The organism is Roseovarius salinarum, from assembly GCF_002834145.1.
GTDB classification, from domain to species: Bacteria; Pseudomonadota; Alphaproteobacteria; order Rhodobacterales; family Rhodobacteraceae; genus Roseovarius; species Roseovarius salinarum.
This window is the reverse complement of sequence record NZ_PHNT01000012.1, coordinates 86,336-110,850: the sequence shown is the minus strand read 5'-3', so window position 1 is coordinate 110,850 and position 24,515 is coordinate 86,336. Positions and strand designations below refer to the sequence as shown.

The window sequence follows — 24,515 nt, the reverse complement described above, 5'->3', positions numbered from 1 at the left end:
GCACGTGGATCACCCGCGTCGTCGACGGGCTGGCCGAGACCGGCGGCGACCCCAACCCCGCGGTCGAGGACGCGGTGCGCGCCGAGGTCGCCGAGCTCTGCGCCCGCTTCCCCCTCTACCCCGGCCTCTGAGAAACCCCGAGAACCACGCGCCGCGCGGGCAAGACCCCGCGCGGCGCGTCGCGACCGGCCGGGGCGGCGCGGCGATTCGGGGAACAATGGGATGACCTCGGATCGCATGAGCGGTATGAGCGTGGCGACTCAGCCCAGCACGAGCGTCGCGCCCATGTCGGAGACCCCCCTGAAAACCCGCGTCCCGCTGTTCTCGGCGGAGGACCGCGAAAACCTCCGCTGGTTCTGGCGCAACTACCTGCGCGGCAAGTCGCCGTGGCTGCTGCTGGTTCTGGTCATGGTCGTCGTGCAGGGCCTCGTCTACCAGCAGTTCCTGTCCCTGACCGAAAGCGGCCTTCGGGTGATCTTCGAAAGTGGTGCGGTGGCCGAACTGGTCCGGGTCTGCGCGCTCGTCTTCGTGCTTTTCGGTATCCGCGCGCTGGTCTCCTATCTCGTGCCGCGGTTCACCGCATGGATCAGCAACGACGCGATCTACGAGATGCGCAAGGACCTGATCGCCCACATGATGACGCTGGACCTGGCCTATTTCGAGAACACGAAATCCGGCGAGATCATCCACCGCCTCGTGACGCAAACACAGCAGCTGGGGATCTTCGTCGGGCTGTCCACGGCCAACGCCGTGCGCGACGCGGTCACGGTGGTGATCGTCTCGGGCTACCTGATCTACAAGAACCCGATCCTGTTCTCGACGGCGATCGTGGTGCTGCCGTTCATCATCTGGGTGATGAATACCGTCTCCGAGCGCATCAAGGAGGGCCAATCGGCCGCCGAGGAGGCGCTGGGCGCCTACATGAACGGCATCGAGGAAACGGTGAACGGCATGCGCACCGTCAAGATCACCAACCAGGAACCGGTCGAGAGCGAACGCCTCGTGGACGCCACCCGCTCCATCCGGGACCTGCTGACGCGCGTCCAGCGCACGCAGGCGCTCCTGATGCCGTCGATCGACCTGTCGTCGGCCTTCGTCTATGTCCTCGTGATCGGCGGGGGCGGCTACATGGCGCTCAGCCCGTCGTTCGACGTGGACGGCGCAAGCATCATCACCTTCCTGCTCGGGATGGTCATGGTCTTCGATCCCGCCCGCCTGCTGGCACAGTATTTCGCGGGGTTGCAGTCCAATCTCGTGCTCCTCGGCCGTATCCGCAGCCTGTATGCCGCCCAGCCCACGATCACGGACGCGTCGGATGCGGCGAGCGGGTTCGACACGGCCGGTGACATCGTGCTGGAGGGCGTGCGGTTCGCCTATGCCGAGAACGCGCCGCTGTTCGAGGGTCTCGACATGGTCTTTCCGGGCGGGCGGGTGTCGGCCATCGTGGGGCCGACCGGCTCGGGCAAGACCACGATCCTGTCGTTGCTGTCGCGCCTCTACGACGTTCAGGAGGGGCGCATCACCATCGGCGGCCAGCCCATCGACCGGCTCGCGGTCAAGGCGCTGCGTTCGTCCTTCTCGGTCGTCGCGCAGGACATCGTGATCTTCAACAACTCGATCTGGGAAAACATCCGCTACGTCCGGCCCGAGGCCACCGATGACGAGATCTGGCAGGCCGCGGAGAACGCCGAGATCGCCGGGCTGATCCGCAGCCGCGGCGGTGCGCCGGTGGGCCCCAAGGGGGCGCAGCTGTCGGGCGGGCAGAAGCAGCGGATCGCCATTGCCCGCGCCTTCCTCCGCGACGCGCCGATCCTGCTGCTGGACGAGGCGACCTCTGCGCTGGACCAGGCCACCGAGGACCGGATCAAGTCCGCGCTGGCGCGGCTGTCGCAGGGGCGCACAACCATCGTGGTCGCACACAGGCTTTCGGCGGTGGCCGACGCCGACCGGATCTTCGTGCTCGAGGCCGGGCGCCTGATCGAGACGGGGCGCCACGCGGAGCTTCTGGAGCGTGGCGGTCTTTATTCGCAACTCTACGCCGCGCAGAAGAAGGGCTACGGCACCGGCTGAACGCCGGGGCGCATCAGCCGTAGCGCGCCACGAAGTTGCGCAGGATCATCTCGGGCGCAAAGACCTCGGCCGCCCGGCACATCCGCACCAGGCTGTCGGCCGTCTCGGGCGGGAAATAGCCTCGGTGCCGGTAGATGCGGATGCGCGTTTCGAAGCCGTCGCTGTCGGCCTCGGGGTGGAACTGGGTCGCATAGACGTTGCGCCCGTACCGGACCATCTGGAACGGGCAGGGGGCCGATGCCACGAGATGCACGCAGTCCTCGGGCAGGGCCTGCAACGCCTCCTTGTGGCCGACGAAGGCATCGAATTCGCCCGGCAGCCCGGCCAGCAGCGGATCGCGGGCGCCGTCCGGGGTCAGCCGGCAGGCCGAGGTGCCCACGGGTTCGCCATGGGCGGCCTTGCCGACGTCGCCGCCCAGGTGCTTGCCCAGGATCCCGATGCCGTAGCAGCAGCCCAGGAACGGGACGTCGCCCCGCGTGATCCGCGGCATCAGCGACAGCACCTCGGCCTCGATCCGCGCCTCGACCGGGGACTTGTCGGCCGGGGCGTCGCTGACGCAGCCGGGCCCGCCGCCCACGATCACGCCGGCGAAATCAGCGAGATCGAGATCGCCGGGCAACGATGTCTGGTCGAGCCGGATGCGGCGCGCGCGGTCGGATGACAGCCCGCCCTTGCGCAGGATCGCCGCAAACTCGTCGTCGGCGGCCTCGTCCTCCGGGCGAAGCTGCAGGATCAGGAAGGGCTTGGTCATCGAAAACCTCCGCGCGGGCGCGTTCTGCTTGCCCCGGAACCCCGCCCCGGTCAAGCGGCCGGCCCCGCCTTGACGCTGCGGGGCATTCGAATACGCTGCCCGACAACACCCGGACAGAACCCGAAAGGTCCAAAATGGCCCAACGCCTGCATCTCGTTTTCGGCGGCGAACTCGTCGATCCTCAGCGCAACGTCTTCAAGAACGTGGACGACATCCACATCGTCGGGCTGTTTCCCGACTACGAGTCGGCCTACGACGCCTGGAAGGCCGAGGCGCAGCGCACGGTGGACAACGCGCACATGCGTTATTTCATCGCCCATCTGCACAAGCTGCGCGAGGAGGAGAAGGAGACCTCGCCGACCGAGGAACTCGGCTGACGCGCCCGATGCGCTCGCTCAGCCTTGCGGCCTACCTTGCGCTGGCGCGCCGGACACCGGAGGCCGAGGCCCCGTCAGCACCACAGCGGCCCGATGGCGAGGTGATCTGGGCCAACGCCGCCGACGCCACCCGCGCCGAGGCGCTGGTGCAGCTGGCCGATCGCCTGGCGGCGCAGCGTCCCGGGCTTCACATGCTTCTGACGGGCCCGGACGACGGGCCGGCGCCCCGGCCCGAGCGCCCGCATGTGATCGTGCACCCCTTGCCGGAGGATCGCGTTGGCGCTGCTGAAGGTTTCCTCGATCACTGGCGTCCCGATGTCTGCCTGTGGACCGCGGGGGCATTCCGCCCGGCGTTGCTGACCATGGCGTATCGGCGGGGGATCCCGCTGTTCCTGCTGGACGCGGAAGCGTCGGCGCTGGACCACCCGCAGTGGCGGTGGTTCCCCGATCTGCCCCGCGCGGTCGTGCGATGCTTCGACCGGATACTGGCGCGCGGCGAAGGTGCAGCGCAGGCGTTGCGCCGGCTGGGGGCGCGACCCGCGCGAATCGACGTCGCCGGCCCGTTCCTCGAAGGGGGAATCACCCTGCCCTGCAACGACGAGGACCACCAGGAGATGCTCGCGGTGCTGGCCGGAAGGCCGGTCTGGTTGGCGGCAAAGCTCCAGCCCGACGAACTGGACATGGTCCTCAGGGCGCATCGCACGGCGAACCGGCTGGCGCATCGTCTGCTTCTGGTCGTAGTGCCGGACGAGGCAGAGCGCGCCGACGCGTTCCGCGCGCGTCTTGCCGGGGATGGCTGGCGCTGGGCGTCATGGCCGGACGGGGAGACACCGGGCGAGACAACGCAGGTCGTCCTGGCCGACGATCGCGCGGCGATGGGGTTGTGGTACCGCATCGCGACGGTCACCTTCATGGGCAGTTCGCTGGTCGCCGGCCGGGCGGGCCGGGATCCCAACGAGCCGGCGGCGCACGGCACGGCCATTCTCCATGGCCCGAATGTCGGTGGCTTTCGCGACAGCTATGAGCGATACGCCGCCGCCGGGGCCGCGCGGATGGTGCGCGACACGGATGCCCTTGCCGTGGCGGTGGAGGAGTTGATCGCGCCCGACCGTGCCGCCGAAATGGCCCACGCGGCGTGGGACGTCGCCTCGCAGGGGGCCGAGGTGATGGACCTGGTCGCAGAGCTGATGCACGAAACCCTCGACGAAAGGGCCGTGGGCTGATGCGCGCGCCGGCCTTCTGGTTCACGCCGCCGCACCGCCCGGCGCTTGCGGCGCGGCTGCTGGGGCCGCTGGGCGGGCTTTATGCGCGGGCGACCGCGCGGCGGCTGGCGCGCGGCCAGCCCTATCGCCCCGACGTGCCGGTGATCTGCGTGGGCAACCTCAACGCCGGCGGCACCGGCAAGACGCCCACCGTGATCGCGCTGATCGAGCGGTTGCAGGCCCGCGGGCACCGCCCGGCGGTCATCTCGCGCGGGCACGGCGGGCGGCTGGCCGGGCCGGTCATGGTCGACCCCGGCCACCACGGCGCGGCCGACGCCGGCGACGAGCCGCTGTTGCTGGCCGCCTTCGCGCCCGTCTGCGTGGCACGCGACCGCGCGGCCGGGGCGCGCATGGCCGTGGCGGGCGGCGCGGACGTGCTGGTGATGGACGACGGGTTCCAGAACCCGGCGCTGGCGAAGGATCTGTCGATCGTCGTGGTGGACGCGGCGCGCGGCTTCGGAAACGGCCGCTGCCTGCCCGCCGGTCCGCTGCGCGAACCCGTCGCGGACGGGCTGGCGCGGGCCGACCTGCTGCTGTCGATCGGCCCGGCGCCGGCGCAGCGTGCCTTTGCCGATCAATGGGGGGCGGCCATCACCGTGCCGCACCTGCGCGGGCGGCTCGCGCCCCTGCAGACGGGGATGGACTGGGCGGGCACCCGGTTCCTCGCCTTTGCGGGCATCGGCCACCCAGAGAAGTTCTTCGCCACGCTGAAGGGGCTGGGGGCCGAGGTGGTACGCGGCGAGGCGCTTGACGATCACCAGCCACTGACCGACGCGCTCATGACCCGGCTGGAGCAGGAGGCCGCGATGCGCGCCGCGCAGCTGGTCACGACGGAGAAGGACGCGGTGCGCCTGCCCGCATCGTTCCGCAAGAAGGTGCTGACGCTGCCCGTGCGGCTGGAAATCGAGAAAACCGGCGCGCTGGACGCGGCCCTCGACCGGCTCGGTCAGGGTTGACCGTCATCCTCGCCCAGCCGGGGCGAGGGCCTGTCGAGCGCAAGGTCGGCATCCGAGAACCGGAAGGGCGCGCGCACGCCGGGCACACCGTCCGGGTCCACGCGCATGCCCCGTGCCTGCACCTGCGGGTCGGCGAAGACCTCGGCAAGGTCGTTGATCGGACCGGCGGGCACCCCGTGCTCCTCGCAGGCGGCCAGCAGGTCGGCCTTCGTGAAGCTGCGCGTGGCCTGCGTCAGCCGGTCCGACAGCGTCTCGCGCCGGGCGACGCGGTCGGCGTTGGTGGCGTACTCCGATGCCTCGGCGAGCTCCGGCACGCCCAGCAGGGAGCACAGCCGCCGGTATTGCCGGTCATTGCCCGTGGCGATGATGATGTAGCCGTCGGAACAGTCGAACACCTGGTAAGGGCAGAGGTTCGGGTGGAAATTGCCCAGCCGCCCCGGCGGCGTGCCGGTGGCAAGGTAGTTCATCGCCTGGTTCGCCGTGACGGCCACCGCCACGTCCAGAAGCGCCATGTCGATGTGCTGGCCCCTGCCGGTTGCCTGCCGCCGGTGCAGCGCGGCCAGGATGGCCGTGGCGGCATAGACCCCGGTAAAGACATCGGTGATCGCCACCCCCACCTTGGTGGGCTGGCCGTCGGGATGGCCGGTGATCGACATCAGCCCCGACATGCCCTGAATGATGTAGTCATAGCCCGCCCGGTGGGCATAGGGCCCGTCCTGCCCGAATCCGGTGATCGAGCAGTAGATCAGGCCGGGGTTGATCCGCGACAGGCTGTCGTAGTCGAGGCCGTATTTCGCCAGACCGCCAACCTTGAAGTTCTCGATCACCACGTCGGCGTCGGCGATCAGCTCGCGCACCCTCGCCTGGCCCTCGGGGGTGCGGAAATCAACCGCGATGCCCGCCTTGCCGCGGTTGCACGAATGGAAATAGGCGGCCGAGCGGTCGCCGTCGCGTTCGATGAATGGCGGGCCCCAGTTGCGGGTGTCGTCGCCGTCGGGGCTTTCGACCTTGACGACCTCGGCGCCGAGATCGGCCAGCGTCTGGCCGGTCCAGGGGCCGGCCAGGATACGTGCCAGTTCGACGACCTTCAGGCCGGCGAGGGGTGTCGTCATTGTGCCGCCAGTTTCTCGTCGATGATGGCGGCGAGGTCCTCGTAGGACATGTTCTCGTGCGTCTCGCCGTCGATGACCAGCGATGGCGTGGCCTCGATCTCGTGTTCCTTCGCGTTTTCCTCGAACCACGCGACCAGCGCCTTGGCCTTGGCCTCGTTGTTGAGACAGGCGTTGATCTTGTCCTCGCCCAGGCCGGCGGCCTTGCCGATCTTGCGCAGGTTGTTGGCGATGCCCACCGGGTCGCCGGCGCCGACCCACTCCTTCTGCTTGTCGTAAAGCATCTCGGTGATGCCGAAGAACCGCTCCTCGCCGCCGCAGCGCGCGATCATCGAGGCCCACAGCCCGAACCGGTCGAAATAGACGTCGCGGTAGACGTAGCGCACCTTGCCCGGGTCGATGTAATCGGCCTTGAGTTTCTTGAACGTCGAGCCGTGGAAATCGGCGCAGTGCGGACAGGTGAAAGAGGCGTATTCCATCACGGTGACCGGCGCATCCGCCGGCCCCAGCGTCATCTCGGTGACCTCCGGCGCGTTCTCGGCGTCCGGCTGGGCCGCGGCATCGCTGTCGGCGTCCGGCTGCGCCGCGGCATCGCTGTCGGCTTCCGTCGCGTTCGCCCCGCCGACAGGCAGCGACGGGGGCGTTTCCGGGGCACGGGTCATCCAGAATGCGAGCCCGGCGGCCAGGCCGAGGGCGAGCGCCCCGGAAATGAGTACGCGTGTCATGATGGATCCTTCCTGTCAGCGTTGCGTCTTGGATAGAACGTTCCGCCCCAGGGCTTCAAGCGCCGCACGCAGCGAATCGTCCCCGACCGGGGCGGCCAGGCGCGCGGCCTCGCGCTGCGCGTGCGGGGCGGGCTGTGGGCGCGCGGGCGAGCTGTCGGGGCGCCCGGCGGTATCGAACGTGGCCCGCCCCTCGGCAAAGCCCTCCGGCGCGGTCTGGGTGATGCGGATGCGCGCGATGGCGTTGTAGCCATAGGCGGCGTTCACCCGCTCGCGCAGGGTTTCCTTCTGCATTTCGACCATGGGGGCCTGCGCGCCGGTGGTCAGCAGCGTCAGCGTCGCGCCGAACCCCTGCCGCCCGTGGCTGACGTTGGCCGGCCGGGCCACCGCGGCGATCTCGGCGCCCGCGATCTCGTTCCAGTGCGTCAGCAGGCGCGAGACGGCAAAGCCGCGCGATTCCGCGGCCGTCCGGATCGACCGCTGCAGCAGCGCATCGGCGCGCCGGAACCCCTGTTTTCGGTTTTCGCCACGGGCCACTGTTGGACTCCTTTCATCCCCCGCTATCTTAAGGCACATGTGCGTGGACGCCAGACCCGTTGACGCCATGAGAGCAGCACGAATGCGTGACACCCCGCAGGCGCAGGCCCTTCTTGACTGGTATGACGCACACGCCCGCCGCCTGCCGTGGCGTGTCGGCCCCGCGGCGCGCGCGGCTGGCCGCCGGCCCGACCCCTACCGCGTCTGGCTGTCGGAAATCATGCTGCAACAGACGACCGTCGCGGCGGTCGGCAAGTATTTCGACCGTTTCACCACGCTTTGGCCGAAGGTCGAGGACCTCGCCGCCGCGCCCGACGACAGGGTGATGGGCGAATGGGCCGGGCTGGGATACTACGCCCGGGCGCGCAACCTGCTGAAATGCGCGCGCGTGGTGGCGCAGGATATGGGCGGCCGGTTCCCCGACACCCGCGACGGGTTGCAGGCTTTGCCGGGGATCGGCCCGTACACGGCCGCCGCGATTGCGGCGATCGCCTTTGACCGGCCCGAAACCGTGGTCGACGGCAACGTGGAACGCGTGATGGCACGGGTTTTCGACATCGATACGCCGCTGCCGGGCGCCAAGGCCGAACTGGCCCGCGCCGCGGACACGCTGACACCCAAGGCCCGGCCCGGAGACTACGCGCAAGCGGTCATGGACCTCGGTGCGACGATCTGCACGCCGAAGAACCCCGCCTGCGGCATCTGCCCGTGGATGGACGCCTGTGCGGCGCGGCTTGCCGGGTCTCATGCCGCGCGGCCGGTGAAGGCGCCGAAGAAACCCAAGCCCGTGCGCCGCGGCATCGCCTATGTCACGCGGCGCGTGGACGGTGCCTGGTTGCTGGAGCGGCGCCCCGACAGCGGATTGCTGGGCGGGATGCTGGGCTGGCCGGGCTCTGACTGGGTGGAGGACGCGCCCGTGGCCGCCCCGCCCATCCGCGCCGAATGGCGCGATGCCGGCGCCGAGGCGCGCCATACCTTCACGCACTTCCACCTGCGGCTGTCGCTGCGCACCGCGCTGGTGCCGATGGACCGCGAACCCGACCGCGGCGAATTCGTGCCTGCCGCGGCATTCGATCGCAATGACCTGCCCACGGTGATGCGCAAGGTATTTGACCTTGCGCAAGGCAGGCTGGAAAATGCGCGCTAGGCTTCGCTGCAACCGTTCCGAGGAGGCTGCACAATGATCCCCGCCCGCGACGTCGCGAAGTTCCGGAACGCCGTGCCGTTCTGGATGTCCCTGCTGCTGGTGCCCGTGGCCGTGCTGGGCGCGGTGCAGGGCGGCTGGACGGTGATCCTGCTGCCCGTGGTCACCTGGTATTTCTTCTCGGCCCTCGACGCCTACTTCGGCCTGAACCTTGAAAACGCCGACCTCGAGACCCGAGAGGCGCAGCTGACGTGGTACAAGGCGATCACGCTGATCTGGGCGCCGGTGCAGTTCGTCCTGCTATTCTGGATGATCTGGTACGTCAGCGGGGCGGACCACCTTTCGGCGCTGGAACGCATCGTGCTGTTCTTCGGCGTGGGCGTGATTACCGGCACCGTGGGCATAAACTACAGCCACGAACTGATGCACCAGAAGGATCGCGGCGAACGGTTCCTGGCCGACGTCCTGCTTGCCATGGTGCTCTATTCCCACTTCCGGTCCGAGCACCTGCTGGTGCATCACCGCTATGTCGGCACGCCGCGTGATCCGGTCACCGCCCGATACAACGAGGGGTTCCACCGGTTCTTCCCGCGGGTCGTGGTCCAGTCCCTGAAATCGGCCTTCCGTGCCGAAAAGGAGAAACTCGCCCGCCGCGGCGACCCCTGGACCGACCCGGGCAACCCGTTCTTCCGCTACTGGGCCCTTCAGGGGCTGATGCTGCTGCTGGCGCTGCTCGTCGGCGGATGGACCGGCCTGGCGCTGTTCGTCTGGCAGGCGGTCGTGGCGGTCTGGCAGCTCGAGCTGGTGAATTACGTCGAACACTACGGCCTGACGCGCAAGCACCTTGGCGAGGGCAGGTACGAACACGTCAAGCCGCAGCACAGCTGGAACGCGGCGCACAAGGCCTCGAACTGGCTGCTGATCAACCTGCAACGCCATTCGGACCACCACTACAAGCCCGACCGGCGGTTTCCGCTTCTGCAGAACTACACCGAGGCCGAGGCGCCGCAGTTGCCCTACGGCTACCCGATCATGACCATGGCAGCCATGGTTCCGCCCGTCTGGCGGCGTGTCATGAACCCGCGCGTGCGCCTGTGGCGGCAGATGTACTACCCCGAGATCACGGACTGGACGCCTTACAACAAGGCCATGACCCCGATGCCGCGATAGATCCGCTCGGACGGGGATCGCATGCGCATTGCGGGCGTGCTAGGGTCGTCCTGCGCGCGAAAAATCCATTCAGAGGCCCGCTCATGTCCCTTTCCGAAAAGCAACTCGCGCTGATCCGCCAGAGCTTCGACACCCTGCGCAAGGACCCGGTGTCGCATTCGACGGAATTCTACGAGGCATTGTTCCGCCGTGCCCCGCAGTTGCGCAACCTGTTCCGCGACGATCTGTCCAACCAGGGCATGCGGTTCATGACGACGCTGGGTGCGATCGTCGACAACATGCACGACCCCGAGGCGCTGTCCGGCCGGTATGCCGAACTGGGCAAGGGGCACCGTGCGCTGGGCGTCAAGGCCGAGGATTTCGAGCCGATGGGCGAGGCGCTTCTGGAAACGCTGGAAAAGGCGCTGGGCGATGCGTTCACGCCGGAGATGCGCGCGGCGTGGGCGGAGGCCTATGACGAGATGGCGCGCGAGATCATCGAGCGCGGCGATATCGAACACGCCTGACGCCCCGATGAAAAAACCCCCGCCACGACGGGCGGGGGAAGCGAGGTAAGTGCCTTGGGTCGAACCGCAGGCACCGGCGGTGTTCCTGTGGCGGCTCAGTTCGGCCGCTCGCCCATCTCGGCGCGCACCTGCTGGCGCAGAAGGTCGATTGGCACGGGCTTGCCGTCGCGCACGAAGCACCAGTAGGTCCAGCCGTTGCAGCTTGGTGCGCCCTCGAGCGCGGCGCCGACCTGGTGGATGCTGCCCCGCACGTCGGCGCCGACGAGCGTGCCGTCGGCGCGGACCTTGGCGCGGTGACGGCCGTTCATGCTCAGCAGTTCCTCTCCCGGGCGCAGAAGACCGCGTTCTATGAGCTGGCCGAAGGGCACGCGCGGGGCGGCCCGCTTGGACGTCGAGACCTCGAGCGCGGCCTTGTCGAAACGGCGCGTGCTCGCAAGCCGGCGCCGTGCAACGTCGATGTAACCCCGTTCGCGCTCGATACCGATGAAGTCGCGCCCCAGCATCTTGGCCACCGCGCCCGTCGTGCCGGTGCCGAAGAAGGGGTCGAGCACCACGTCGCCCGGGTTGGTCGAGCCCACCAGCACGCGGTGCAGCAGCCCCTCGGGCTTCTGGGTCGGGTGGGCCTTCTCGCCGTTGTCGTCGCGCAGCCGTTCCGTACCGCTGCAGATCGGCAGAACCCAGTCGCTGCGCATCTGCAGCCCGTCGTTGAGCGCCTTCAGCGCCTCGTAGTTGAAGGTGTACTTCGCACCCTGTTCACGGCTTGCCCAGATCATCGTCTCGTGCGCGTTGGTCAGCCGCTTGCCGCGGAAATTCGGCATCGGGTTCGACTTGCGCCAGACCACGTCGTTGAGGATCCAGTATCCCGCGTCCTGCATCGCCGCACCCACGCGGAAGATGTTGTGGTAGCTGCCGATCACCCAGATCGCGCCGTCGGGCTTGAGCACGCGCCGCGCGGCGGCCAGCCAGCGGCGCGTGAAGGCGTCGTAGGCCTCGAACGACGCGAAGCTGTCCCAGGCGTCATCCACGGCGTCCACGGTGCTGCCCTCGGGGCGCTGCAGATCGCCGCGAAGCTGCAGGTTGTAGGGGGGGTCTGCGAACACGAGGTCGACGCTGCCCTCGGGCATTGCGTTCATCGCCTCGATGCAATCGCCTTCGACAATCTCGTTCCGCGGGAGCGCCTTCGCGCTCTTCACCTTTGTCATCGGTTTCGTCTCTGCCTCTGTCCCGGCGCGTTCTTGCGCTCTGGTTATGCCGACAGAAGATGAGTCAAAGCCGCTTCGCCGTCAATTTATTTTTTTGAATCAGGGAGTTACACTTTTTTCTTGATACAATATATTGTGCACGGGCTTGAAGGAACGCCTATGGTGAGGGGTCACGCCGAGATCTTGGAGCGCGGCCCTGTGCGCTGCTGACGGGTAGCCCGCGTTGGTTTCCCAGCCATAGCCGGGACATTCCCGCGCCAGTTCGCGCATGATCCCGTCGCGGCAGGTCTTCGCCACGATCGAGGCCGCCGCGATCGAGAGCGAGGCCGCGTCACCGCGCACCACCGCGCGGGCGGGAACACCCAGATTCTCGGGGATGAGGTTGCCGTCGATCAGCGCGAAGCCGGGTCGCGGATGCAGTCCGGCCACCGCCCGCACCATCGCAAGCTGCGATGCCCGCAGGATGTTGAGGCTGTCGATCTCGGCGACGCTGGCATGGGCCACGCACACCGACGCCCGCGCCATCAGCGCCTCGGTCAGCGCGGCCCGCCGCGGCCCCGTCAGACGCTTGGAATCGTTCAGCCCCTCCGGCACGTCGTCGGGGTTCAGAACGACGGCGGCGGCGGTCACCGGCCCGGCCAGCGGACCGCGGCCCACCTCGTCGACGCCGCAGACGGCGCCGTGGAAAAGGTGTTCGGTTTCCAGCGTGTAGTCGGGCCCGGCCATGGCGGCATCAATGCACATCCCGGCCGGAGACGCAAAAGGGAAGGGCCGAAACCCTTCCCTTGCCTGCCCGGTGTTGCCTGCCTGATGGGGACAGGCCCTGCCCCGGTCCCTGGGGTCGGGATCGCCGCCTTAGCGGCCGATGTAGATGTGCGTGCGGCTGCCATGCCGCCCGTGGTGATCGTGGTGGTGCCGGTATTCGTCGACGCGGCAATACACGGCGCCGTGCCGGCGGAAGCAGTCGCGCCGCGGGTAGTAGCGGCCGTGACGCGTCACGTAGTAGCGATCGGTGTGGCGGTCGGCGATGGCCGAGCCGATGATGGCCAGCGCGGTGACGCCCACCACTGCCTTGGCGAAATCGTCAGCGTCCGCGCGGGCCGGGCCAGGTACGAGAGTCGCGGCGGCGAAGGCGCCGGCCACGAGGGGGATGATGAAAAAGCGTTTCATGGGGCCTCCTTTCCATTCGGGGCGTCGGGTGAGTTGCGGACCGGCCGTGCGGGCCGGCCTTCCGGAACATGCCATCATCGTCCGCCTCTTCCTTCGGCTAGGCAATAACCGCCGCCTGTTATCCGATAACGGCCCCGTTGGGCGCCCCGGCTATTGAATAGCCGTGCGCCGCCGCGCATGTTGTCGCCCATGAAAAGAAAACTGCTGCATATCCTTGCCCCGCTCGCACTCTCGCTCGTTGCCGCCACGGCCGCGCAGGCGGCCTGCGTTGCCGAATACAAGGCCAAGCGGGACAACCCGCTCGAGCTGCGTTATGGTACGATGCAGGTGTCCTCCTGCAGTGTTCAGGGGGCGACGCCCGAAGTGCGGACCCGCCTGCAACAGAACGGTTGGACCTTGCTCAAGGTGATTTCCGTGTCTAGGTCAGGCGGCTGAGCGGAGCAGGTGACAGCGGCTTGGAAGACGACACGACAACGACATCGTCGGATCTCTTGCGCTCGGCCAACCGGATCGTGGCCGCCGGGATCGCCGCGGTCGTCCTGATCCTGCTGGCCACTGCGCTGTTCCTGTTCAGTCGCCTGCCCGACGCCAACGCCTTCAACCAGCGCGTCGAACGGATCTTCGTCGAAAACGACGACCTGACCGCCAATGCCGAGATCAAGCTGCTGGAAATCCTGGCGCAGTCGGGCACCGCGTTTTCCGACACGCTGACCCATTACCGCACGGTCATCTTCGTGCTGCTGGTTTTCGCCACGGCGCTGCTGGTGGCCGCGCTGGTGTTCCTCGTGATGCTGATCACGCTCAACCGGCGCATGGCCGCGATCGAGCGTGCGGGCATACAGGTCAACTCGCTGCTCATCAGCCGTGGCGAGAAGACCGTCTACCTCAACAACCTGGGCTTCAAGCTGACCGACGCGGCGATGGAGACCCTGTCGGTCCTGGCCGAGGCGCGGCTCGACGGTGACGTGCTGACCGGCGCCGAGATCGAGGCGGTGATTTCGGGGCGCAGCGTGTCCGACTGCGAGGAAGCCGCCGGCGCGACGCGGATCAAGCGGTTGCGCGACACGCTCGGCAACCAGCTGGTCAGCGAGTTGCTGGTCAAGAACATCGCGCGCCGCGGCTACATGCTGGCCATCGACAAGGACGTGATCCGGGTCATGTAAGCGCCCCCGCCCGGCCTTCATCTTGCACGAAATACTCCGGGGTGAATTGGCGCGCAGCGCCAAGAGGGGCAGCGCCCCTTGCCCCTCCGGCGCCGGGCGGGTCAGCCTGCCAGAGTGTCCATCTTTCGTGCCAGCTTGACGTCGAGCGAGCTCAGCCCGCCCACGTCATGCGTGGTCAAGGTGACATTGACGGTGTTGTAGACATTGAACCACTCGGGATGGTGGTTCCATTTCTCCGCCCAGATCGCGGCGCGCGTCATCCAGCCGAAGGCTTCGGTGAAATTGTCGAACTTGAAGGTCTTGGTGATGGCGTCCTTGTCCTCGGCCATCTGCCAGCCCTCGGCCAGAAGCGGGTCCAGCGTGGTCTTGCGGGCGGTGTCGCTGAGTTTCTCGGTCACTGGTGGTCCTCCACGTTTGCTTTCCTGAACGGTCCGAAGCTGGTGAGCACCTCGATGTCCTCGCCCACTGCGGCGCTCTCTGCCTCCAGATAATCCGCAACGGCCCTGGCGAAACCCGCGTCGCGCATCCAGTGCAGCGAATGCGTGCGAACCGGCATGTAGCCGCGTGCCAGCTTGTGCTCGCCCTGTGCCCCGGCCTCGACCCGGGTCAGCCCGTGGGCAAGCGCGTAGTCCATCGCGCGATAATAGCACAGTTCGAAATGCAGGCAGGGATGATCCTCGATGCACCCCCAGTAGCGGCCGTACAGTGCCGAGCCGCCGATCAGGTTCATTGCGCCGGCCACGATGCGCCCCTCGCGCTCGGCCATCACCAGCAACGTGTCGTCGCGCAGCCGCTCGTGCGCGATGTCGAAGAAGGCGCGCGTGAGGTATGGCATGCCCCATTTGCGCGCGCCCGTGTCCTGGTAGAAATCCCACATCGCCGCCCAGTGGCGTGGCTCGATCGCCGCGCCCGTCAGCACGTGGACGGTGCCGCCGAAGGCGTTGGCGCGCGCGCGTTCCTTGCGTATCGTCTTGCGCTTGCGCGAGGACAGGGCGGCAAGGAACCCGTCGAAATCGCCATAGCCCGCGTCGATCCAGTGATACTGCTGGGTGACGCGGCGCAGCAGGCCAAGCCCCTCGCCTGCCTGCGCCTCGGCCTCGGTGCAGAAGGTCACATGCACCGACGACAGGCCGTTGCCCTCGCCGATCCGTTGCAGGCCCTCGACCAGCGCGGCGCGGCCCGCCTCCTCGAATCCCGGCCGGGTCAGGAAGCGCCGGCCGGTCACCGGCGTGAAGGGCACCGCCACCTGCAGTTTCGGGTAATACCGCCTGCCGGCGCGTTCGTAGGCATGCGCCCAGGCGTGATCGAAGATGTACTCGCCCTGGCTGTGCGACTTTGCGTAAAGCGGGGCGCAGGCGATGATCTCGCCGCCCGCTTCGGCGGTCATGTATTGCGGTTGCCAGCCCGTGCCCGGCCCGACCGAGCCGCTGTCCTCCAGCGCGCTGAGGAACCGGTGGGTCGTGAAAGGGTCGTCCGGCCGACGGCCGTCCTCCGCTTCCGGGCAGGCACAGGCATCCCACTGGGCGGCAGGAACGCCGGCCAGGCTGTCGTGCAATGTCACCGTGATCTGCGTTCCGTCCATGCGCGCGCGTCTTCCTGCCAACCGGGACTCAATCTGTGCCTCCGCGCGCGGCGATCAAGCCGGCAGGTCCGGCAGATAGCCTTCGAAGGTCACGTTGTCGGCCAGCTTTCGGGCACGGGCCTCGGCCTTCGGCGACCGCACGGTCCAGCACAACACCGCCGCGCCGGCCTGTTTCAACGCGGCGACTCGGGGCCGGGCGAGGTCATTGGCGTCGTGGCTGATGAAGCACGCGCCGGTGGCGTTGTAATCGGGTATCTCGCGCAGACGCCGGCGCGTGGCTCGGCGCAGAAGCGGCCAGTTCTCGGCCTTGAAGGCACAGGTCGTCAGCCCGCGCGGCACGTCGGGCGCGCATTGCGCCAGCCGGGCCACCGAGTGCGGGTTGAACGACATCAGCGCCGCCACCCCGTCGTAGCCGGCAAGGTCGCGCGCCGCGGCCTCTTCCAGCGGGCCGACGTCAGGCCCCAGGCCGCCGGCCTGGTCCTTCAGCTCGATCAGCAGCGGCACCGCGCTGTCCACCAGCGCGAGCACCTCGGCCAGCGTCGGGATGCCCTCCTCGGTTCCGGCCAGGGCGATCCGGCCGAGGTCGTTGGCAGTGCGCCGGCGGACCGGGCCGGTTTCGCCGGTCAGCCGGCGCAGGTCGTAGTCGTGAAACACCATCGCGCGCCCGTCGCGCGACAGCTGCAGGTCGATCTCGATCGCGTAGCCGGCCTCGATCGCGGCGCGGATCGCCGCGCGGCTGTTTTCCGGTCGCCCGGCCGCGGTGTCGTGCAGGGCGCGATGCGCGATCGGCAGTTGGCGCAGCGCCCGCGGAAAGGGGTTCATCGGATTTCGAAGACACCGTCGATCTCGACGGCCACGCCGAAGGGCAACGATGCGGCGGAAACGGCCGAGCGCGCGTGCAGGCCGGCCTCGCCGAGGGCCTCGCCGATGAAATCCGAGGCGCCGTTGATCACCTGCGGCTGCTCGGTGAAATCCGGCGTGGAGTTGACGAAACCGGTCAGCTTGACCACCCGGACCAGCCGATCGAGATCGCCGTCGCAGGCCGCCTTGACCTGCGCCAGGAGCGCGATGGCACAGGCCCTTGCGGCCTTGGCGCCGGCCCCGGTGTCCAGGTCGGCGCCCAGCTTGCCCATGATCAGCCCGGTCTCGTCCTTGGCGATCTGGCCGGCCACGTGCAGAAGGTTGCCCGTGCGCACGTAAGGCACGTAGTTGGCTGCGGGCGCAGGGGCCTCGGGCAGCGTCACGCCCAATTCATTCAGCCGTTTCTCGAAGTTGCCCATTACCGTCTCCTTGCCGGAAGAGTCCTCTTTTCGCCGCGCACGCTAGCGATTGGGCGCGGCAAGGGAAACCGCAATCGCGACCGGGGCACCGGCGCGCGCGTCATCCCCGGAAGGCGCGGGTGAAATAATCGGTCAGCGGGCGCACGAGATAGGCCAGCGGCGTGCGGTCGACCGTGCGGATGTAGGTCTCCACCGGCATGCCGGGCACCAGCGCGGTTCCCTCGGGCAGCCGTGCGCGCGCGTCCGGGCCGAGCGTGATCCTTGCGCTGTAGTAGGATTGCCCGGTGCGGTCGTCCCGGAAGGCGTCGGGCGAGACCCGCACGATATGCCCGGTCAGTTCGGGTGCCCGGCGCTGATCAAGGGCGGAAAACCGCAGGGTGACGGGCTGCCCCGGGTGGATCTGGTCGATGTCAACGGGATCGACCCGAGCGTTGATCACCAGCGGGCGGTCCTGCGGCACGATCGACAGAAGCGGCTCTGCCGCGCGGATGACCGCGCGTGGCGCGAACACCTTCAGACCGTGGACGATGCCCGAGACGGGCGCCGTGATGTCGAGCCGCGCGATACGCTGCTTGAGGGCGCGGCGCTCCTCGCGCAGATCGCGTTCGCGAGATTGCAGGTCGCGCAGCCGCGCGATCGCCTCCTCGCGGCGGGTGCTGCGCAATTTGACGATCTCGATGTCGATCTCGGTCATCCGGCCGCGTGCCTGCGCCTTCTGCGCCTTGAGTTCGCCGATCCGGCCGCGCAGCCCCGCTTCCTCGCGCTGCAGGGCCAGCACCCTGGCGGCCTGGGCCAGCCCCCGGTCGAGAAGGGATTGCTGGTCGGCGAGTTCCTCGGCGATCAGCTCGAGCTGGCGTTGCAGCGCCGTGCGCTGTGCCTCGATCCCGTCGATCTGGTTGGCGATCTGGCTGCGCCGTTTGCGCAGCTGGTCCACCTCCTGCGCGACGGAATCGGCGCGGGCCCGCATCAGGCGGCGCTGACCGGCCATCAGCTCCCGCACCGCCGGGGTGTCGCGGGCGGCCTTTTCCAGAAGGGGATCGAAGGTGATCATGTCCTTGCCGTCGCGCTCGGCCTCCAGCCGGCCGCGTCGCGCGATGAGTTCGAAAAGCTGGTTCTCGACGATGGCAAGCTGCGACGCGGCCTCGGAATCGTCGAGCCGTATCAGCACGTCCCCGGCCGCCACCGTGTCGCCCTCGGCCACGAGGATCTCCTCGACGATGCCGCCGTCGGGATGCTGGATGACCTGTCGGTTGCGGTCCACCTCTATGCGCCCCGGCGCGATGACGGCGCCGGCGATGGTCGTGGCCACGGCCCAGGTGCCGAACCCGCCCACGAGAAGGACGAGCCCGATCACCCCGAGAAGGATCGGGCGGCGCGGGGAAAAGGGCGTGCCGGATGAGGTCATTGGGCCCCCGCATGGCCGGTGGTGGCGATCTGCGCATGGTTTTGCACCACGTCGCGCAACACCGTCCGGGTGGGTCCGAAGGCCCTGCGCCGGCCCTCGTCCAGTGCCAGAAGATAATCGCATTCCCGGATCGCCGCGGGCCGGTGCGCCATCACCAGCACGATCCGGTCCTGCGCCTTCAGCTCGGCGATCGCATGGTTCACGGCCTCGCTTCCCGCGTTGTCGAGGTTCGAGTTCGGCTCGTCCAGCACCACGACGACCGGGTCGCCGTAGACCGCGCGTGCCAGGCCGACGCGTTGCAGTTGCCCGCCCGACAGCCGCCCGCCGGTTGCGCTGACACGCGTTTCGTAACCGTCGGGCAGGCGCAGGATCATCTCGTGTGCGCCGGCGAGCTTGGCCGCGGCAACGACGGCGGCGTCGTCGGGTTCGGCCATGCCGGCGATGTTCTCGGCCACGGTCCCGTCGAACAGGCTGACGCTTTGCGGCAGGTACCCGATGTAGCGGCCCAGGGCCTCGGGCGGATACTGGTCGAGCGCGGCCCCGTCCAGCCGGATGCTGCCCGCCGCGGGGGGCCACAGGCCGGTCAGGGCCCGTGCAAGTGTTGTCTTTCCCGCCCCCGCGGGGCCGATGACGCCGATGGCCTGCCCGGGCCCTGCCGAGAAGCTGACCGACCTGAGGACCGCGCGGTTTTCCCCGGGCGGGAACACCGTGATCCGTTCGATGTCCAGTCGGGCCGACGGGCGCGGCAGGTCGGTGCGCGGGGCCGGTTGCGGCGTGCCGCCCAGCAACTCCGCGAGGTTGCGCCAGCCACGCAGCGCGCGCTGCACCGAAGACCACTGTCCGATCGCCTGCTCCACCGGCGCCAGCGCCCGGCCCAGCAGGATCGAGCCGGCGATCATCGCGCCCGGCGTCAACTCGCCGCGCAGAACGAGGAAGGCCCCCACGCCCAGCATGGCCGACTGCAACAGCAGCCGGAACGACTTGGAAAACGAGGTGAAGCCGCCCATCAGGTCGGCCGCGCCGATCTGTGCCCGCAGCGATCGGTCGCGCGCCTCTTGCCAGCGGGCGAAGGCCGTATCGGACATGCCCGTCGCCCGCACCATCTCGGCTTCGGACCGGAAGGAATCGGCCATGGCTTCGGCCTGGACGGCAGCCTGGCCCGCCTCGGCGGCCGGCCTTCGCGAGATTGCCTGGTTGATCCCCGTCACGACGACGAGAAGGCCGCCGCCGATGATCGCCAGCGTGCCAAGCCAGGGGTGAAAGATCCAGATGCCGGCAAGAAAGAATGGCGTCCACGGGATATCGAAGACTGCCATGAGTGCGGGTGAGGACATCAGCCGCTGGATCGATTCGAGATCGCGCAAACCGCTGACCGTTTCATTGCCGCCACCGCGGGCCGCCCGGCGAATCACCGCATCGAACACCCGCCGGTCCATCCGGGCCTGGAACCGGGCACCGGCACGGGCCATGATGCGGCCACGGGCATAGTCCAGAAGCCCCATCATGCCGAAAAGGAACACCACCAGCACCGAGAGCGCGATCAGCGTTTCGTGCGAACGGCTGCCAAGTACCCGGTCATAGATCTGGAGCATGTAGAGCGGGCCGGTCAGCATCAGCAGGTTGACGAAGAAGCTGAATATGCCGACGAACCAGAACAGCCCGCGGCTGGCGCGCAACGCGGCGCGCAGTTCGGTGTGCCCCCGGTCGGCGTTGCTCGAAGTCATGCGCGTCTTTCTGCCCCGCCGCCGATTTCCTGTTGCACCGATGATCCTTGGCGATACATTTCGCGCGAGACGGTCCGTCACCATTTCGCCACAGCCCGGCACCTGTGCCGGAAAACCTGTTTCCGCCACCGTGTGGCATATTAGATAACGGGTTGCTAACAGCGCCAAGGGGAATTTTTTGCGAGGATTTGCTGCCGCCCGCATTGTCAAGCCTGCAATCGCGCTTGCCGGGGTATGCCTGATCGCGGCCTGCACGGCGCGTCCGCCGAACCATCCGGCCGGCGAGCCGTTCGATCCCTACGAACAGGACAACCGGTTCGTCTACGACTACAATCGCGCGCTGGACCGGACGTTCATCCGGCCCGTGGCCATTGGATACGCCGAGGGTGTGCCCGTCGAGGTGCAGGAGGTCGTCGGCAACTTCTCGGACAACCTTTCGCTTCCCGGTGCGGTGGTCAACAACGTGCTGCAGGCCAACATGCGCGGCGCGTTCCAGGACACGTTCCGCTTTACCGTCAACACGACACTTGGCATCGGCGGCCTGCTCGATCCGGCCACGGGCTTCGGCATGGCCGAACCCACGGACGCGGATTTCGGGCAGACGCTGCACGTCTGGGGCGTTCGGGAAGGGGCGTATCTGGTTGTGCCCGTCACGGGCCCATCGACCGAACGCGCCGCGGCGGGGCGGTTCGTCGACCTTTTCCTCGACCCGCTGTCCTACGTGATTCCCACGCCCGAGGCGTATTACGGCACCGGGGCCACGGTGCTTTCGAAGCTCGGCGACCGCGGGCGCCGCGCCGACACGATCGACTCTGTCCTTTACGAAAGCGCCGACGGATACGCGCAGTTGCGCTCGCTTTACCTGCAGAACCGGCGCTTCGAACTGGGCAACGGCGACAGCAGCGCCTATCTTGACCCCTACGACGACCCTTACGCCGAAGCCCAAGAAGATCCATATGCGGAGTGACGCTCCGCGCGCCCAGCAGCACGAGGCCTGCCATGTTTGACCAGTTGTCACGACGCCATTTCCTGTTTGCCGGCACCGCTGCCGGCGCGCTGACGGTCCTGCCGCGCGGCGCGGCCGCGCTGACCGAACAGAAGGCGCGCCGCCTGGTGGACAAGGTCGTGAACGAGATCAACGCCGTGATCGCGTCTGGCAAGCCCGTCTCGGGGATGATCCGGGATTTCGAGCGGATCTTCCGTCGCTACGCCGATGTCAACATCATCGCCCGCTCCACCCTGGGCGCGGACGCGCGTCGGATCAGCAACGGCCAGATGCGGAAATTCGTCGACGCGTTCCGCGGCTATATCGCGCGCAAGTACGGCAAGCGTTTCAACGACTTCGTGGGCGGGCGCATCGAGGTGAAATCGGTGCAGCAGGTGAAATCCTGGCACGAGGTCATCTCGACCGTCTACCTGCAGGGCGAAGCGCCCTTCGAGGTGCGTTTCCTCGTCTCGGACAGGTCCGGGCAGGACCTGTTCTTCGACATGCTGATCGAAGGTGTCAGCATGCGCCTGAGCGAGCGCACCGAAATCGGCTCGATGCTGGACGCGCGCAATGGCAACATCGACCAGCTGATCGCCGACCTGCGCAAGGCAGGCTGACCGGCCGTTCGTGGCGCGCGGCGGTCAGTTCCCGCCGCCCAGAAGGTTGCGCAACAGCCGCTCGACCCCGTTTTCAGGCGCGCGCTCTGGCTGGCGCAGGCGCTGGTTGCCGCGCGGTGCGTCGCGCTCCGACGGCCGCAGCATCGGAAGCGGGCGAGGCGGCAGCCCTTCGTGGACGCCGAGCATCGTCTCGCGCCAGATCTCTGCGGGCAGGCCGCCGCCGGTCACCCCTTCGAGCGGCGTGTTGTCGTCGTATCCCATCCAGACGCCGGCCACGTAATCGGCGGTGAAGCCCAGGAACCACGCGTCGCGTGCCGCCTGCGTCGTGCCGGTCTTGCCGGCGGCTTCGCGGTCGGGCAGGCGCGCGCGCTTGCCGGTGCCGCCCGCCACGACCTTGTGCATCATGTAGATGAGTTCGCGCGCCGCCGGCTCGCGGATCACGCGTTCGCCGATGCCGCCCGTGGCGCCCATCACGGGCTCGTCGTCGCCCTGCAGGCGCAGGTCGACCAGCCCGTAGGGCGTCACCGAAGAACCGCCGTTGAGGATGCCGGCATAGGCACCGGTCATTTCCAGCAGCGTGCTTTCCGAGGCCCCCAGCGCCAGCGCCGGGCCGTCGGCGAGGTCGCTTTCGATGCCGAATTCGCTGGCCACCTTGCGGACCAGTTCGCGGCCCACGCTCTCGGAAACCTTGACGGCCGGGATGTTGAGCGAGTTGCGCAACGCCTCGGCCAGGGTGACGCGGCCGTAGTGCTTGCCGGTGTAGTTCTCGGGGCACCAGCGCCCCGACCCGGGAATGTCCTGGCAGTAGGGTTCGTCCACGACCGTTGCGTTGTGGGTGTATCCCAGCTCGAGCGCAGTCGCGTAGACGAAAGGCTTGAAGGCCGATCCGGTCTGCCGCTTTGCCATGGTCGCGCGGTTGAAGGCGCCGGTGACCTTCGTCTTTCGCCCGCCTACCATGGCACGCACCGCGCCGTCGGCCGACATCACCACGATCGCCGCCTGGGCCTTGGATCCCTCGCGCACCTTGTCCTCGAAGACCGTTTTCATGGCGTCCTCGGCGGCCGACTGGATGCGCCGATCAAGCGTGGTGCTGATGATGACGTCCTCGGTGGTGTCGCGTGTGAAGAACTCGGGCCCCGAGGCCATCACCCAGTCAGCGAAATATCCGCCGGCGCGGGCTTCGGCGGCTTCCGACAGCGTGGCGGGATCCGACCGGGCCTGGCGGGCCTGGGCCTTTGTCAGGTAGCCCTGTTCGGTCATCAGCCGCAGCACCGTCGCCGCACGGGCCTGCGAGCGTTCCAGGTTGTTGGTCGGTGCCAGTGTCGAGGGGGCCGTCAGCAGCCCGGCCAGCATCGCGCCCTCGGCGGCATCCACCTCTGCGGCGTGCTTGCCGAAGTAACGCTGGGCCGCGGCTTCGGCGCCGTAGGCGCCGCCGCCCATGTAGGCGCGGTTGAGGTAGATCGACAGGATCTGGTCCTTGCTGTACTTGGCCTCCATCGCCAGGGCGAAGACGGCCTCCTTGACCTTTCGCCAAAGTGACGTGCGCCGGCAGTCGGCGACGTACTCGGCCTCGCTGTCCCATTCCGCCTTGTCGTATTCCACGCCGAGGCAAAGCAACTTTGCCGTCTGCTGCGTGATGGTCGAACCGCCGTGGCCCGAAAGCGGGCCGCGGCCCTCGGACAGGTTGATGCGGATCGCGCTGGCGATGCCGATCGGGTCGATCCCCGGGTGCATGTAGAACCGCTTGTCCTCGGTCGCGACCACCGCGTTCTTGAGGTGCGGGGACACGGTATTGGCTGTCACCACGCCGCCGAACTGGTCGCCGCGCCATGCGAAGACCTCGCCCTCGGCGTCGAGCATCGTCACCGATCCCCGCGCGCGGCCGTCCAGCAACTCCGAGACGGGCGGAAGGGTGGTGTAAACATACGCGGTGGCCAGCCCGACCATCACGACGACGATCGCGGTGATGCGCCAGCCGAATCCCCAGACAAGGCGCAGCATCCATTCGAAGAGCCGCCGCAGCGTGCCCATTACAAGGCCTTCGGAACGCCGCCGGCCCGTGCCGCGGCGCCGGGATGCCTTGCGCCGGCGCGGCGCGGCCTTGCGCTTTTGCGGTTTGCGATAGCGGTTTTCCGCGACAAGCCGCGGTCTCCTGCGACGTGAATCACCCATTGTCAGCCTGCCCGGCGCCTCTTGTTTTCAGGCATATTAGACGCCCCGCGCGAAAATGTAGAGAGCGGCCGCCTGCCGTCGTGCATTTTCGGACTGCATAAAAAACATGCAGATTTTCCCAAATGCCTAGCAATTGAGCATATCGGTCGTCTCCGCGACCGCGTTTTGGCCGTTTTCCCTTCCGCCTCCACCCCGCGTCGAATTTTCTGCAAGTGCAAAGGCAGCCTGTCTCAGAGGAAACCGAAAGGGACAAACGTGAAACTCATCATCGCAACGATCAAGCCGTTCAAGCTCGAGGAGGTCCGCGAGGCGCTGACCGAAATCGGCGTGCGCGGCATGATGGTGACCGAGATCAAGGGCTTCGGCTCGCAGTCCGGTCACACCGAGATCTACCGCGGCGCCGAATACGCCGTGAATTTCGTGCCCAAGGTCAAGCTGGAGATCGCCGTCTCGGCCGCCCTGGCCGACCAGGTGATGGAGGCGATCGCCAAGACAGCCCGCACGGGCAAGATCGGCGACGGCAAGATCTTCGTTCTCGACATCCAACAGGCCATGCGCGTGCGCACCGGCGAAACCAACGAAGACGCGCTTTGACGCGCGCGGGGGAA

Annotated in this window: 26 protein-coding genes; 12 read left to right on the top strand and 14 right to left on the bottom strand. The window is 68.1% G+C overall.

All coding sequences use genetic code 11. The features are described 5' to 3' along the window. Window positions 1–285: 285 nt before the first annotated feature. On the top strand, window positions 286–2,070 hold the full coding sequence (locus CEF10_RS12030) for an ABC transporter ATP-binding protein (RefSeq protein ID WP_101068409.1): 1,785 nt from the start codon (window positions 286–288) through the stop codon (window positions 2,068–2,070). A 13-nt stretch (window positions 2,071–2,083) separates the two neighbouring features. On the opposite strand, the gene CEF10_RS12025 is transcribed toward CEF10_RS12030, so the two are convergent. Continuing rightward, window positions 2,084–2,821: a glutamine amidotransferase gene (locus CEF10_RS12025; RefSeq protein WP_101068408.1), complete on the bottom strand. Its 738-nt coding sequence runs from the start codon at window positions 2,819–2,821 to the stop codon at window positions 2,084–2,086. Between the two features lie 134 nt (window positions 2,822–2,955). On the opposite strand from CEF10_RS12025, the gene CEF10_RS12020 reads away from it, so the two are divergent. From CEF10_RS12020 to lpxK, 3 genes are read left to right on the top strand one after another with little or no spacing between them, the layout of a single operon-like run. Further along, complete coding sequence (locus CEF10_RS12020) at window positions 2,956–3,198, top strand: DUF4170 domain-containing protein (RefSeq protein WP_101068407.1); 243 nt, start codon at window positions 2,956–2,958, stop codon at window positions 3,196–3,198. 8 nt (window positions 3,199–3,206) lie between these two features. Continuing rightward, window positions 3,207–4,421 (top strand): 3-deoxy-D-manno-octulosonic acid transferase, encoded by a 1,215-nt coding sequence (locus tag CEF10_RS12015; RefSeq protein ID WP_101068406.1) that lies wholly within the window; start codon window positions 3,207–3,209, stop codon window positions 4,419–4,421. Further along, on the top strand, window positions 4,421–5,416 hold the full coding sequence (gene lpxK, locus CEF10_RS12010) for a tetraacyldisaccharide 4'-kinase (protein ID WP_101068405.1): 996 nt from the start codon (window positions 4,421–4,423) through the stop codon (window positions 5,414–5,416). Before CEF10_RS12015 ends, lpxK begins: the two co-directional genes overlap by 1 nt. On the opposite strand, the gene CEF10_RS12005 is transcribed toward lpxK, so the two are convergent. From CEF10_RS12005 to CEF10_RS11995, 3 genes are read right to left on the bottom strand one after another with little or no spacing between them, the layout of a single operon-like run. Next, a complete protein-coding gene (locus CEF10_RS12005) occupies window positions 5,407–6,528 on the bottom strand; it encodes a CaiB/BaiF CoA transferase family protein (protein WP_101068404.1) in 1,122 nt (373 codons plus the stop codon). The genes lpxK and CEF10_RS12005 overlap by 10 nt on opposite strands. Continuing rightward, on the bottom strand, window positions 6,525–7,250 hold the full coding sequence (locus CEF10_RS12000) for a DsbA family protein (protein ID WP_101068403.1): 726 nt from the start codon (window positions 7,248–7,250) through the stop codon (window positions 6,525–6,527). Before CEF10_RS12000 ends, CEF10_RS12005 begins: the two co-directional genes overlap by 4 nt. 15 nt (window positions 7,251–7,265) lie before the next feature. Then, a complete protein-coding gene (locus CEF10_RS11995; RefSeq protein ID WP_232796486.1) occupies window positions 7,266–7,784 on the bottom strand; it encodes a DUF721 domain-containing protein in 519 nt (172 codons plus the stop codon). 82 nt (window positions 7,785–7,866) lie between these two features. On the opposite strand from CEF10_RS11995, the gene mutY reads away from it, so the two are divergent. The 3 genes from mutY to CEF10_RS11980 all read left to right on the top strand — a co-directional run bounded on the left by mutY (window position 7,867) and on the right by CEF10_RS11980 (window position 10,604). After that, window positions 7,867–8,931 carry an A/G-specific adenine glycosylase gene (gene mutY, locus CEF10_RS11990; protein ID WP_101068401.1) on the top strand — a complete coding sequence of 355 codons (1,065 nt, stop codon included), beginning with the start codon at window positions 7,867–7,869 and terminating at the stop codon, window positions 8,929–8,931. Window positions 8,932–8,964: 33 nt separating this feature from the next. After that, a complete protein-coding gene (locus CEF10_RS11985; RefSeq protein ID WP_101068400.1) occupies window positions 8,965–10,098 on the top strand; it encodes an alkane 1-monooxygenase in 1,134 nt (377 codons plus the stop codon). An 83-nt stretch (window positions 10,099–10,181) separates the two neighbouring features. Then, window positions 10,182–10,604 carry a globin domain-containing protein gene (locus CEF10_RS11980; protein ID WP_101068399.1) on the top strand — a complete coding sequence of 141 codons (423 nt, stop codon included), beginning with the start codon at window positions 10,182–10,184 and terminating at the stop codon, window positions 10,602–10,604. A 95-nt stretch (window positions 10,605–10,699) separates the two neighbouring features. Here the strand turns inward: CEF10_RS11980 and CEF10_RS11975 are convergent, their stop codons facing one another. The 3 genes from CEF10_RS11975 to CEF10_RS11965 all read right to left on the bottom strand — a co-directional run bounded on the left by CEF10_RS11975 (window position 10,700) and on the right by CEF10_RS11965 (window position 12,976). After that, window positions 10,700–11,806, bottom strand: a complete 1,107-nt coding sequence (locus CEF10_RS11975; protein WP_101068398.1) for a site-specific DNA-methyltransferase — start codon at window positions 11,804–11,806, stop codon at window positions 10,700–10,702. A 99-nt stretch (window positions 11,807–11,905) separates the two neighbouring features. Further along, on the bottom strand, window positions 11,906–12,532 hold the full coding sequence (locus CEF10_RS11970; RefSeq protein WP_101068397.1) for a ribonuclease HII: 627 nt from the start codon (window positions 12,530–12,532) through the stop codon (window positions 11,906–11,908). A 129-nt stretch (window positions 12,533–12,661) separates the two neighbouring features. Next, window positions 12,662–12,976: a hypothetical protein gene (locus tag CEF10_RS11965; protein ID WP_101068396.1), complete on the bottom strand. Its 315-nt coding sequence runs from the start codon at window positions 12,974–12,976 to the stop codon at window positions 12,662–12,664. 189 nt (window positions 12,977–13,165) lie between these two features. On the opposite strand from CEF10_RS11965, the gene CEF10_RS11960 reads away from it, so the two are divergent. After that, window positions 13,166–13,411, top strand: coding sequence for a hypothetical protein (locus CEF10_RS11960; RefSeq protein WP_101068420.1), 246 nt, complete (start codon window positions 13,166–13,168; stop codon window positions 13,409–13,411). 20 nt (window positions 13,412–13,431) lie between these two features. Further along, window positions 13,432–14,139, top strand: coding sequence for a winged helix-turn-helix domain-containing protein (locus CEF10_RS11955; protein ID WP_101068395.1), 708 nt, complete (start codon window positions 13,432–13,434; stop codon window positions 14,137–14,139). A 101-nt stretch (window positions 14,140–14,240) separates the two neighbouring features. On the opposite strand, the gene CEF10_RS11950 is transcribed toward CEF10_RS11955, so the two are convergent. The 6 genes from CEF10_RS11950 to CEF10_RS11925 form a co-directional block, all read right to left on the bottom strand. Further along, window positions 14,241–14,537 carry a 4a-hydroxytetrahydrobiopterin dehydratase gene (locus CEF10_RS11950; protein WP_101068394.1) on the bottom strand — a complete coding sequence of 99 codons (297 nt, stop codon included), beginning with the start codon at window positions 14,535–14,537 and terminating at the stop codon, window positions 14,241–14,243. Continuing rightward, window positions 14,534–15,721, bottom strand: coding sequence for a GNAT family N-acetyltransferase (locus CEF10_RS11945; protein ID WP_101068393.1), 1,188 nt, complete (start codon window positions 15,719–15,721; stop codon window positions 14,534–14,536). Before CEF10_RS11945 ends, CEF10_RS11950 begins: the two co-directional genes overlap by 4 nt. Window positions 15,722–15,775: 54 nt before the next feature. Continuing rightward, window positions 15,776–16,543: a glycerophosphodiester phosphodiesterase family protein gene (locus CEF10_RS11940; protein WP_101068392.1), complete on the bottom strand. Its 768-nt coding sequence runs from the start codon at window positions 16,541–16,543 to the stop codon at window positions 15,776–15,778. Further along, entirely contained in the window at window positions 16,540–17,001 is a 462-nt protein-coding gene (locus CEF10_RS11935) for a RidA family protein (protein WP_101068391.1), read from the bottom strand. Before CEF10_RS11935 ends, CEF10_RS11940 begins: the two co-directional genes overlap by 4 nt. Before the next feature lie 100 nt (window positions 17,002–17,101). Continuing rightward, window positions 17,102–18,406 carry an HlyD family type I secretion periplasmic adaptor subunit gene (locus CEF10_RS11930; RefSeq protein ID WP_101068390.1) on the bottom strand — a complete coding sequence of 435 codons (1,305 nt, stop codon included), beginning with the start codon at window positions 18,404–18,406 and terminating at the stop codon, window positions 17,102–17,104. Next, on the bottom strand, window positions 18,403–20,130 hold the full coding sequence (locus CEF10_RS11925) for a type I secretion system permease/ATPase (protein WP_101068389.1): 1,728 nt from the start codon (window positions 20,128–20,130) through the stop codon (window positions 18,403–18,405). Before CEF10_RS11925 ends, CEF10_RS11930 begins: the two co-directional genes overlap by 4 nt. Before the next feature lie 178 nt (window positions 20,131–20,308). On the opposite strand from CEF10_RS11925, the gene CEF10_RS11920 reads away from it, so the two are divergent. Beyond that, entirely contained in the window at window positions 20,309–21,097 is a 789-nt protein-coding gene (locus CEF10_RS11920; RefSeq protein ID WP_232796485.1) for an MlaA family lipoprotein, read from the top strand. A gap of 32 nt (window positions 21,098–21,129) precedes the next feature. Next, entirely contained in the window at window positions 21,130–21,735 is a 606-nt protein-coding gene (locus tag CEF10_RS11915) for an MlaC/ttg2D family ABC transporter substrate-binding protein (protein ID WP_101068388.1), read from the top strand. A gap of 24 nt (window positions 21,736–21,759) precedes the next feature. Here the strand turns inward: CEF10_RS11915 and CEF10_RS11910 are convergent, their stop codons facing one another. Then, on the bottom strand, window positions 21,760–23,907 hold the full coding sequence (locus tag CEF10_RS11910) for a transglycosylase domain-containing protein (RefSeq protein WP_101068387.1): 2,148 nt from the start codon (window positions 23,905–23,907) through the stop codon (window positions 21,760–21,762). Between the two features lie 255 nt (window positions 23,908–24,162). Between CEF10_RS11910 and CEF10_RS11905 the strand changes: the two genes are divergently transcribed. Continuing rightward, complete coding sequence (locus tag CEF10_RS11905) at window positions 24,163–24,501, top strand: P-II family nitrogen regulator (protein ID WP_101068386.1); 339 nt, start codon at window positions 24,163–24,165, stop codon at window positions 24,499–24,501. The last annotated feature ends 14 nt before the right edge of the window (window positions 24,502–24,515 follow it).